The sequence below is a fragment of the Vibrio sp. A37 genome (assembly GCF_059777565.1).
In genome coordinates this window covers 331,214-343,251 of the sequence record NZ_JBLNLI010000001.1, presented here as the reverse complement: position 1 = coordinate 343,251, position 12,038 = coordinate 331,214, and the positions used below count along the sequence as shown (strand labels likewise).

9 protein-coding genes are annotated in these 12,038 nt (G+C 41.2%); all 9 read right to left on the bottom strand.

Features of this window, described 5'->3' with window-relative positions; translation table 11 throughout:
- Nucleotides 1-24: 24 nt before the first annotated feature.
- Nucleotides 25-666: an adenylyl-sulfate kinase gene (gene cysC, locus ACM2FC_RS01445; RefSeq protein ID WP_498479039.1), complete on the bottom strand. Its 642-nt coding sequence runs from the start codon at nt 664-666 to the stop codon at nt 25-27.
- Between the two features lie 3 nt (nt 667-669).
- Nucleotides 670-1,584 (bottom strand): sulfate adenylyltransferase subunit CysD, encoded by a 915-nt coding sequence (gene cysD, locus ACM2FC_RS01440; RefSeq protein WP_498479038.1) that lies wholly within the window; start codon nt 1,582-1,584, stop codon nt 670-672.
- 18 nt (nt 1,585-1,602) lie between these two features.
- Complete coding sequence (locus tag ACM2FC_RS01435) at nt 1,603-3,339, bottom strand: SLC13 family permease (RefSeq protein WP_498479037.1); 1,737 nt, start codon at nt 3,337-3,339, stop codon at nt 1,603-1,605.
- 62 nt (nt 3,340-3,401) lie between these two features.
- Nucleotides 3,402-4,052, bottom strand: a complete 651-nt coding sequence (locus ACM2FC_RS01430; RefSeq protein WP_498479036.1) for an ABC transporter ATP-binding protein — start codon at nt 4,050-4,052, stop codon at nt 3,402-3,404.
- A gap of 51 nt (nt 4,053-4,103) precedes the next feature.
- On the bottom strand, nt 4,104-5,885 hold the full coding sequence (locus ACM2FC_RS01425) for a glycosyltransferase family 2 protein (RefSeq protein WP_498479035.1): 1,782 nt from the start codon (nt 5,883-5,885) through the stop codon (nt 4,104-4,106).
- The gene (locus ACM2FC_RS01420; RefSeq protein ID WP_498479034.1) at nt 5,875-7,203 is read right to left on the bottom strand and encodes a sulfotransferase family protein; all 1,329 of its coding nucleotides are present in this window, start codon (nt 7,201-7,203) and stop codon (nt 5,875-5,877) included. Before ACM2FC_RS01420 ends, ACM2FC_RS01425 begins: the two co-directional genes overlap by 11 nt.
- Nucleotides 7,204-7,219: 16 nt before the next feature.
- Nucleotides 7,220-8,212, bottom strand: coding sequence for a hypothetical protein (locus tag ACM2FC_RS01415; RefSeq protein ID WP_498479033.1), 993 nt, complete (start codon nt 8,210-8,212; stop codon nt 7,220-7,222).
- Nucleotides 8,213-8,215: 3 nt separating this feature from the next.
- Entirely contained in the window at nt 8,216-10,948 is a 2,733-nt protein-coding gene (locus tag ACM2FC_RS01410) for a glycosyltransferase (RefSeq protein WP_498479032.1), read from the bottom strand.
- Nucleotides 10,948-12,027: a dTDP-glucose 4,6-dehydratase gene (rfbB, locus tag ACM2FC_RS01405; protein WP_498479031.1), complete on the bottom strand. Its 1,080-nt coding sequence runs from the start codon at nt 12,025-12,027 to the stop codon at nt 10,948-10,950. The genes ACM2FC_RS01410 and rfbB overlap by 1 nt, the downstream gene beginning before the upstream one ends.
- Nucleotides 12,028-12,038: the final 11 nt, after the last annotated feature.

Sequence of the window (12,038 nt, the reverse complement as noted above, 5' to 3'; positions counted from 1 at the left end):
CTCACTCAGTTTTCAGCGGAGAGCTTATTCTTCTTCGTATTCCAAATACCCTAGAGCCGATAGCTTATCCAATATTTGGTTAGCACATTCTCTAACAGATATGCTGTTGGTTTTTATGTGTAAATCAGGCGACACGGGAGGCTGGTATTCAGAATCGATTCCGGTAAAGTGAACAATCTCACCTGCTCGCGCCTTTTTATATAAACCTTTAGGATCGCGCTGCTCACATATTTCTAATGGAGTATCAATAAAAACTTCCAGAAACTGCCCTTCCCCCAACAAGTTTCTTACCTGCTCTCGATCAGCGATAAATGGCGAGATAAACGCGGTCAGCACGATGTTGCCGGCGTCAACAAAGAGTTTTGCAACTTCACCAATTCGACGAATATTCTCGACTCTGTCCGCATCGCTAAAACCCAAATCCTTATTGAGGCCATGGCGGACGTTGTCACCATCGAGTAGGTAGCTGTGTTTTCCTCGCTCGCACAACATCAACTCAACAGCATTGGCAATGGTGGATTTACCTGAGCCGCTCAAGCCAGTAAACCACAATACCACTGGCTTTTGTTTTTTAAGCTGAGCACGCTCATTACAACTTATGGAGGCGTTATGCCAGACGATATCTTTGCTTGCTGAGTCGTGCTGTTTTTTCTCGTAGACTGACATGCTTTAAAAGTACCCTTCGCGTTTTTTCTTTTCCATAGAGCCAGCACTGTCATGATCAATAGCGCGACCTTGGCGCTCAGATGTCGTGGTAAGCAGCATCTCCTGAATCACTTCTGGTAGCGTGGTCGCTTGCGATTCGACAGCGCCAGTTAACGGGTAACAACCTAGCGTTCTAAAACGAACCATTTTTTGCTCGATTTTTTCACCTGGTTTAAGTTCCATACGTTCGTCATCCACCATGATTAGCATGCCATCTCGCTCAACCACTGGGCGTAATTCAGATAGATACAAACTCGGTATTTCTATCTGCTCCAAATAGATGTATTGCCAGATATCCAGCTCAGTCCAGTTTGAAAGAGGGAATACTCGAATACTCTCTCCTTGATTCACTTTTCCGTTATAAACATTCCAAAGTTCTGGACGTTGGTTCTTAGGATCCCATCGATGATGCTCATCTCGAAACGAATAGACTCGCTCTTTCGCCCTAGACTTTTCTTCATCTCTTCGAGCACCACCAAACGCAGCATCGAAGCCATATTTATCTAGTGCCTGTTTAAGCCCTTGCGTCTTCATTATGTCTGTATGTCTAGAGCTTCCATGCACAAATGGGTTGATGCCCATAGCGAGCCCTTCTGGATTTTGATGGACGATCAATTTCATTCCGAGTTTCTTCGCCATGTAGTCTCGAAAAGCGATCATCTCTTTAAATTTCCATGTGGTATCGACATGCATCAATGGAAAAGGAGGCGTACCGGGAGCAAAGGCTTTCTTGGCTAAATGCAGCATCACTGAGGAGTCTTTTCCAACAGAATACAACATTACAGGGTTATCAAATTCAGCTGCGACCTCACGCATTATGTGGATGGACTCCGCTTCCAGCTGTTTTAAATGCGTCATTCGTTCGGGAGCTATATTCATGGATTTTCCTTATTCTTTCTAGACACCGACAAAAAAGTAAATGGCACTAATGACCGTCACGCCATAAGCCAAACTAATAGGCAGTCCAACTTTTGCAAAATCGCGTAGGTGATACTTGCCAGCGTTAAACACCATAAGGTTGGTTTGATAACCATATGGGCTAATAAAACTTGCGCTTGCGCCGAAAGCCACAGCTAAAACATAAGCGTGGAGATTGGCATGGGCGGTCATCGCTAAGCTATACGCGATGGGAAACACAAGCGCTGCTGCCGCGTTGTTCGTTACCAGCTCTGTCATTAACCATGTCACGGCATAAACGATGATGAGCCCGAAAAACGGCGTAAATAACTCGGTATTTTGATCAACAATGTGACTTAAGAATTGCAATGCGCCGCTACTGGACAGCGCTTGCGACATCAAAAGCGCAGAAGAGATAATGAGCCAAATCTGGCTCGGCAGTCGGCGCACTATTTCATTGGAACTTAAACACCCCGATAAGATGAGAACACCAAGTAAAATAAGCATGCCTTTAAATAACGAGATGATGCTAAAAGCCGCTAGCGCAATCGTCACGACGAAGCCTAGAACCGCCACTTTTTCTTGGTTGGCAGTCAGCGTTTTTTCGGCTTCTAATCCATTTATTAGATAAAAGTTTTTCTTAATATTGTGCCGTTTTTTAAAGTCTTCACCGACCGCTAAAACTAAAAAGTCACCAGCCCTCAATGTGACTTCACCTAGCTTACCTGATATCGATTCACCATCTCTGCGCAAAGCGACGACAGCGGCATTAAACAGGGCCCGAAAACCTGATTGTTTCAGTGTCTTGCCAACCAACACACTCTCTGGCTTCAACACGACTTCGTGAAGGTTTTTTAGCGGTAAACCATTTTCATGAGCAAAGATTGTCAACCCATCAAACTGATGCAGCAGCATCACCTTTTTAATATCACCACTGAAGATTAGGCGGTCACCCGCTTCAATTTCATCTTGGGGAGAGACAGGTGAAATCAGCCGACCTCGACGCATCACTTCCACAAGGAATAAGGTTTCTAGGTTTCTTAAACCATTTTGCTCTACGCTCCGACCCACAAGATTTGAGCCTGATGATACTTTGGCGTCGATAAAATACTCGGTCGATTTTACCGAGTCGTTATTGGTATTTGGCAACAGATTAGAAAGAAAATACAGTAAGGCCCCACACACAAGCACAACGGACAAACCAACAAGGGTAAAATCAAAAAAGCCTAAAGACGGCAACCCATGTTCCAAGACCATGCTGTTGACAATCAAATTCGTGGAAGTGCCCACTAACGTCAATGTCCCACCAAAGATAGCGGCATAAGATAGGGGGATGAGCAAACGACTGGCGTTGTGGTAGCCATTGCTGCGAATAGGCGAAAGCATGGTCGATACCACAGCAGTGTTGTTTAAAAAAGCAGATGAAATAACCGTTAGGCCAAATAATCTAAACCATGTTTTCAGGTAGCTTTGCTTGATAATAAATGTCGCAATGATTCTAAGTAGGCGAGTCTTTTCTAGCGCTAATGAGCACGTCATGAGCAAAACAAGAGTCAGTAAGCCAACATTGGAAAAGCTAGATATCACTTGTTCAGTAGACACAATATTCAGCGTATATAAGATGAGTAACACGAGGCCGAAGACTTTCTCGGGGTGATTTTGAAACCGAATCAACCCCAGAACAGTTAAGACAAAGAGTCCTACAACAATGATAGAAGGCTCTATACCAAGCAACATAAATACTGTCTTCCTTTACACGTACTTCATACAACGTCAGCTACGATAGTGTCAGCACTCTTTTAGAGAGAGCGATATACTTCTAGCCCTTCATCTAAATCAGCATAGAAATGCAGCTCACCTTTATGCAGGATTGCAGCGCTATCACAAAATTGGCTGATTTCTTTCGTATCATGGCTAACCATAATAATATTTGCGCTCTGGCTTCTGTTGAGCAGCGCCTGTTTGGCCTTCACGCGGAATTTCTGATCGCCAACTGACGTGGCTTCGTCAATCAGGTAAATATCAAAATCAATCGAGATACAGCACCCAAACGCTAAGCGAGCCCGCATACCACTTGAATAATTCTTTACAGGTAAATCGTATTTCACGCCTAGCTCAGCAAACGCTTTCACCTTCTCTTCATAATCATCGAGATCGGCAACACCATTAACTCGACCTATAAATCGGGTATTTTCTCGCCCTGTCATCTGCGGGTGAATACCCGTCGCTAAGGCCACTGGCCAAGATACGGATTTGTCAGTCTGGACCCTGCCTGTATTGGGGTATTCACTGCCAGCGATGATTCGAAACAAGGTCGATTTACCCGCCCCATTAGAGCCCAACAAAGCGACGTTATGACCTTCAGGAAAGATGAAGTCCATATTCTGGAAAATATATTGCCGGCCCAATTCGGACGGGTAATATTTGGTTAGGTTTTGGAGAGATAACATCCACTACATCCCTATTTGCGAAACTTACAACTCGCAATTTAATGAAATCAATTAATCGTAAACACTTCTTATACTGAAGTTTTCTGAATCTCTAGTTAAGTGAGGACTATAGTAAGGGTCGCCTTGAAGCTGATTTGCCCAACGCTGAGCAAGCATCGACTTCTCCCTATCAAATCTTCTATTTTTTTCTTTATCTTTTGAGTCATCGCCACGAGATTTAGACTCGAAGTGATACAGCACACTACCTGCGCAGTAGATATTCTGATAGCCAAGCGATTGAACTCTCAAGCAAAAATCAACATCGTTATATGCAACTTGGAATGCTTCATCTAACCCTCCCGCTTCTAGATACACAGCCTTTCTGATCGCAAGACAAGCACCCGTCACTGCTGATACAGATTGATTGATATGTGGTCGGTTGTAATAGCCATGTGAGTTGTCATCCATACAACGATGTGAGTGAGCGGCATATCCTCCTAGACCAAGAATAACGCCAGCGTGCTGAATGGATCCATCTTCATACAATAGCTTGGCTCCCACACAGCCACTATCGGGCAGCATTGCCAGCCCAACCAACTCTTGAAGCCACAAGCTTTCAATGACCTGAGTATCATTGTTTAAAAGTACTATGACTTCCCCATTACTCACCTGAACTGCAACATTATTTATTTCTGAGTAATTGAATGGTTTGTCGTGAGCGAGAACCCGAACCTTATCGTACTTTTCCACCACAGAAAGGTACCACAACGCCTTGCATTCAGTTGTGCCATTATCAACAATCAAGATTTCAAAGTTTGGATATAACGTTTTTTCAATAACGCTCGTTACGCACTTCTGCAAGTACTCAACGTTATCTTTAGTCGGAATTATGATAGAAGCTTTAGGCCAGATTTTAGGTCTGTAACTGACATGAAAATAATTATCTATATTTCCTTCTCGAACGGTTGCTGAAATCCTTAGCCTTTGTAAATGACTCATCAAAGCTTTACGACCACAACTTACCGAATAGGGTTTGCACGCACTGTTCGCCGCGGTAGAACTTTCATGCATACGCCAGTGATAAAGAACTTTTGGAATATGCACAATCTCATAATCGTCTAGAATCTCGGAAGCTCGTAATGCCAGATCATAATCTTGGGCCCCCTCATACCCTACTCGATACCCCCCTAAAGCTTTAACCAGCGACTTTTTATATACCGAAAAGTGGGTAATGTAATTGTGTGAACGTAATAGGTGTAAGTTAAATTGAGGCTTAAAATGTGGTGCTATCCGTTTTCCCGAACAAGAGATAAAGTCTTCATCGCTATAAAACCACTTTGCATCTTGGTTTGTTTTCGCAAACTGTAAAACCTCATTGAATGCTTTGGGTGCTAATAAATCATCATGATCGAGAAACCCAATCAATTCTCCCTCAGCTTGCTGGATACCAAAATTTGTCGCCGCACTGATATGGTGATTAGATGAAAGCTCAACAAGCTCTATTCGACAATCGTCCCCAGACAACAGTTTTAAATAGTCGTTCACCTCTGTATCCGTCGACGCATCATTCACCAAAATAAGTTGCCAGTGAGGATATGTTTGCGCTTGAACGGACTCAATACATTGCTTTAAGAACTTAATTGGCGGGTTATAAATAGGTACAACTACCGAGATCAAAACTTGAGAGTCAACGGGCGGAAGCCATAACTTAGGTTCATGAGCCTTTATCCATGACGAGTACTCAGACTTAACAAATGTTCGGTACGCTCTTAGCAAACTGCTATAAAGCGAAACTGTAAGTGGAATTCGTTTTATTGTATTCTTCAGTGATGACATCCACACACTAAACCGCATTTTGAGCTGCCTTAGTTTTTTCTTGAAACTCAGGAACTGTTAGCCATCGAGACAAATTCGGAAAGCTGACTGGCTTAGGTGGTAATTTAAGGTGAGTATTGGACACCTTTATTTGGATAGAGTCTGAGGGCTGAACACCCAGTTGCTTTAAATTTAATTCAAAGCCGCAAAACCCTGTTGGATGAATACTATCCTTTTTTAAGTGTTCTCGATGAATACATGCTGGTATCAATGCAAGCAGACGAGCGTTAACCCATATTTCTACCTGCGCTGGTTTTTTATAGTCTCGGCCTCTAGCCCAGCCTCTAACAATACCAGTCTGCAAAAATTTTGTATTTAGCCCGCCTTTAGGTTCACACGTATCAGACAGTTCTTTCTCTGTCATCCAACTCGACAGATAAGGCATCGATAAAGGCTCCGAATGAAAGTTAGCTACATCTTTAGTACCTCGAACTTCCACAATATCACTTGGCTTAACTGAGAACTTTTTTAGGTCTATGCTGAAAGCACGTTCGTGACAAGGGTGGTTCTTCGGTTTGTCTGGTATCACTCGACGTCTATTTGCGCTTTCAATTGCAACTTCCTGACCGTTTACAGTTATGACGACCTCAACAACAGACTCATCCAAATCTCGATATGCCCAGCCTTGTAGAACGCCTGTATTTAGCAGATGAAGGTCTATGTCTCCCTTAACTCGCTCGCGTTGGGAGCAAACGAGGTATTCATTAGGGTTAGGGTTGATGAAATCTAAAGATCGTAGCTTTTGACTTTTTGTTGGGGATATACCACAGAAACTTATCAACTCATCAATAAAGTCTTCTTTACTAGAAATCGCTTTTTCTGAGGAAACGAGCATGCAAGGGTGTGAGGTTTTATCTAAAAACTTTATTATCCTTTTATAGTCATTTATCGCGTCTCCCATTCCCAACTGTAAATCTTTGCCCATAGACATATTGTTTCTGTTTGCTATAGAAAACACATCCTTAAAAACAAAGATAAAGTGAGGATTTCGCAACTTTCTGGCCACTTTCGATAGACTTGCAATCAATGACGGCCGCTTCCAAGCCCAGATATCATGTTGTTCATTGTAGAGTTCAACAACGTCAGCAAAGCTTTCCTGCGACTTCCTCTCAAACGCATGACTCAAGCGCAAGTCTTCATACACTGGAGAGTTTGCCGATCCAGAGTAAACTCCTAGATTAGCTAGTGCCCCAGAGACAATTGAGGTACCGCTGCGAGCGGGGCCTACAACTACTATTGTTCTAGTTGTAACTGAAGAACTGTTTACACGCAAGAAGCCTGAATTAACTAAATTCACCATAATACTTAAGTTATTAGTTCTTCACCCTAAGTTCAGAGTCCAAACGCTGAATGGCCACATATGCTTCTTCAAGCATATCTAACAACGTATCTTCATCTAATGTCGTATTTAAATCTAATTTCTTATCATGCTCTTTATAAAATCCGTTACCCCACCACCGGTCATCCTCTAAGACTAATTTTTTATATTGGTCATCTAGTCTCTCTAGCATGAGCAAGTTTCCTCCTCTTAACTCGCTCAAAACTATCGCGATAAGCTCTTGAGAAATAACCCAATCAGGTTTACCGTTACCAATCAGATGTCTATTTAATGCAAATTCAATTGCAGAACTGTGAGGGTCTGGCCGAAGCTTTCTTTTTTTAGTAAAAAACCTTAGAAGACGAGGATCCGAGCTTACATTTGACTTTAGGTTTTCATCAACATATTCAAAACCAATTTTTTTAGATAAATCTACTAATATATTTTTAGTTAGAGGTAACAAAGTAACGTTGGAAATATAAGTAATTTCATTCCATTTCTCAGCATAAGAATACCAATCACATTTTTTTATGTTATTTAAAATCCAAGGTCTAAGTTCACTCTTCGTCCACGCACCCCATTGCCACCAAGCGCTATTTAACCATTCGACTTGAGGTCTAATAATCATGATAACTTCAACCTCAAAACCAGAAAATATACTCTCAAAATAGCTAAACTGCTCAATTTCCTCTATCCAGCCTTCATTAGACAAGACAAGAACATCATAGTCTTTCGATAATTTTTTAAGGTGTTTTTTTATCGTTTTGAGTTTATTGGCTTCATCAGAAAAAGCATAGCTACTAACCGAAGACATATAGTTAAAAGGGCTTTCTTTAGAAATTGTTTTTAACTCATCTCCGATTATAACTTCTCCATTACTATTGATAGAACCATAAAGTATTTGTTGTCCAAGATCGGAATAGGAGAAATATTCTTGAATTGAACTACTTCCACATTTACCAGCTCCAATATGTAAATAAATTTTCATCTATTATTCCTCTTGCAAAAATTTCTTAATAATATTAGTGGTGTCAGTACTTTCTATTAGAGTGGTACTTGGCAATCGTTCAGGAATAGCCCCCATATCAAAACTGTATACTTGCAGATTATTCTGCATTGCTTCACTCAGCGTATAGCTATATGTTTCTGGCCATACACTAAACAGTCCTGCATAGTGGCAGTCGTACTCTTTTATAATCCTAGGTAAATCGTTTCTCTCATATTTCCCTGTTATAGTAACTTTAGGATTGCTATCAAAGTATTTGTCATCTGATGTATAGCCAATCACAATAAAGTTTATTGGAAGGTTGAATTTATATGCATAATCTGCACATTCTTTGAGGATATTTAACCCTTTATGAACACCAATAGCTCCTATAAAGGCAATATTAATTTTACTTATATTTGATATAGACTTTGGTTGGTAATCTACCTTAGGCTCAGGGTGATAAATTGCTTCAATATTATCTAAGTCAAAGTATTTTAGTATTCTGTTTTTTGTATCAAAACTAGGCGTAATCACTTTTTCAGCATTCTTTAATTGCTTACTGAAAAAACTTCTCCAGCCCGATATATCACCGCCATAAGCATCCATATCCAAGAGAGAGGAGGAATGTACTCCGCATCGTTTTATACACCTATTGCATGCATCTTCACTAGGCTCACCACAATAAAACTCAGTATTATCAATTAGATTTACCCTAGGACATATGGCGTAGTAATCATGCAAGGTCACATCATATGGAACGTTTAACTCCTTGGGTAACTCCCAAATAGATTGATCAAACTGCAAAGTATGATGTATGTGAAACTTACTAACTTTCAGCTCTGTCAGGTGACTTACTAAGGTTTCTCTGTCTTGAGGTAGATGGTATTCAACAATTGTATTGTCCAGTTGGCTCTTAAGCTCCCAAACATTTTCCTTCGGAGATACGAGCATAAAAACAGATTGGCCATTATCATTGTGAACCTCAGTGAGGTCGTTTGTAGCGACTTCCGTTCCACCTCCAATCGTTAGAGATACAAAAACTATGCTTCCTTTATACCCATCTTTCGCAGTGGACGAAAAGTTGGCTACCTCTTTTTTAAGCAAAGCAAAAGCTATGTTGTTCCTATAAATTCTAACTGGATCAGTTTTAATAAATGATTCAACTCGATTTGAATAATCGGGATAAATAAAGTTCAGCTTTTTTAAATTGGCCTCTATAAAGCTTTCCGCACTATCGGAGAAAGAAACCGAACCAAGGTGATGAACAAATGCATCCGCGGCCATGACGTTTCGCCAACCAAGTCTAGATGCACGTAAAGAAAAATCGTTTTCCTCCGCGTAACCTTTGCCCCACTTCTGTTCGTCAAATAGCCCGACTTCGTTAAGCACCTGCCGTTTTATGAACATTGCAAACCCATGACCTGTTGGAAGATCAATCGTAGCCTTTTCGTTCACACTAGAAACGATTGCAGATAGCTCAGTCAAAGAAACCGTTTTAGGCAGCTCGTTGTCGATACAAAATCTAGGGTAGCTACAGATAGTCGCATTGTTCGAAAATGGTGTCACAGTACCAATTGTAGAGTCCGAATACGCTGATTCTAAAATCCTATCAAGCCACCCCTCAGTAACGATAGTATCTGAGTTGAGTAACAAAACATCTCTTTGAGGGCTATATCTCATCCCCCTATTGACTGTCCCGACAAAGCCTAAGTTTTCGACATTTTCCAATAAAGTAAATGGCAGTTTTTTGGATAGTTTTTTAAGGGCCTTAGTCAACTCTGGTTCAGGGCTACAATCATTTATAACTATTACATTAAAATTAGATTCGTAGTGCAGAGCGAAAATGCTTTTAATGCAGTTTAAGGTCTCTTCATATCCTTTATAGACTGGAACGATTATATCAATCGTAGAGTCACGGCGTTTAGGTGAAGGGTCGAGATTAGCGACTCTCGAATCGCTAATTACTTCATCTCTAACTGCATCAATATACTGTGGTATCACGCTATTAGTAAGCCAAAGAAGCTCGTTAGAGTTCTTGTCTATCGCATGATATTTAGCTAGATTTTGCAATTCAAGTAACGCTGATACTCGAACACTTTTACTTGCTATCGTAATAGGGTCGAAAATGCTTAGTTTTGTATCACTTAAGAAAAATTCTACCCTGCTTAATTTTGTACCATCTAGGTAGCTGCTTAGGTCTATTGAAAAGCCACACTTTTCAGATTTATATCCCGCATCAACTATGTCACTTCTAGAAAGATCTGCGCTAAGCTGACAACGTTTCGTTCCATCGATATATATATCTATTTTTACGCTTAAATTGGGGTATTTTTCATCAATAACCCATCCAGATATTATATTTTCTTCAACTCTATCAATGTGACCAACTATGCTCGGACTTTGAATGTAAATTGGGCTTCCTATTAATTCATGGTGAGTACCGCTCGCCAAAAAACGAACCACTTTTACATTCTTTGCGTACATTTCATGGGCATTGAGGTCTAGAGCAAAGCCATTGAGTCCTGTCTCACTAATGTTGTGTTGAACTAGATCTGGGCGATAAATGTTAGTTTCAACGCCCAACTCAGAAGAATTGTCTAGTTTCGCAACAAGGGAATGATTTTCTGTAGACTTAAACCAACCAACACATTTCTCACCATCCCAAACATCTATGTGCCCTTTGACAAGAGGGTTTCTTTTAGTGGGCAAAATCCGTTCAGCTATTTTATCAAGCACTACAATAACTCCTTCCACCAACCCTGATTATCCAAGTACCAGCGTATCGTTTTCCGTATACCTGTCTCGAATGATTCTTTCGGTTCGAAGCCGAGCTCTGAGCGTGTTTTTTCTGCATCAATTGCGTAGCGGCGATCGTGGCCGGCTCTATCTTCAACGTATGAGATCAGCTCGTGAGAAGCACCCTTGTGCGCATTTAGAGCAAGCGGAAAGCGATCAATTAATGAAGGCTGTTGTTGGAAAGCTTCGTTAACAAGAGTACAAATTAGCTTAACGACATCGATATTTTCCCACTCGTTGTTGCCACCGATGTTGTAGGTTTCCCCAACTTTTCCTTTCTCCAGCACCAGCTCGATACCACGGGCATGATCCTCGACATACAGCCAATCACGAATTTGTTTCCCGTCACCATAAATTGGTAAAGGTTTGTCCAACAAAATATTGGTAATGATCAGAGGAATGAGCTTTTCAGGAAAATGGAAAGGTCCATAATTATTTGAACAATTAGACGTCGTGACGTTCAGCGCATAAGTATGATGATACGCGCGAACCAAATGATCCGATGCGGCTTTAGACGCTGAATAAGGAGAGTTAGGCGCATACGCGGTATTCTCTGTGAACGCTGGCTCATTGCGCTCTAGCGAGCCGTATACTTCGTCGGTGGAGACGTGGTGAAAACGGTGTTCTATCGTCTTAAGACCACTTTTTTTAGGGCGCTCAATCCAAACTTCTCTCGCGACTTTAAGCAAACTATAGGTGCCTAAAATGTTGGTCTCGATAAAGGCATCTGGTCCAGTGATAGAGCGGTCTACGTGTGACTCTGCCGCGAAGTGAACGATGGTGTTCACGTTATGTTCTGCTAGAATGTTTTCGACAAGTTCGCTGTCAACGATGTCGCCATGAATAAAGCGAAAGTTATCATTTTGCTCAAGTGGGCGTAAGTTTTCATAGTTCCCTGCATAAGTCAGTGCATCAAGCACAATTACGCAGTCATTTGGATAGTTATCTAACCAATATTGTACAAAGTTGGCACCAATAAACCCTGCGCCGCCTGTCACTAAAATCGAACGTTTTTCCATAATATTCTTCA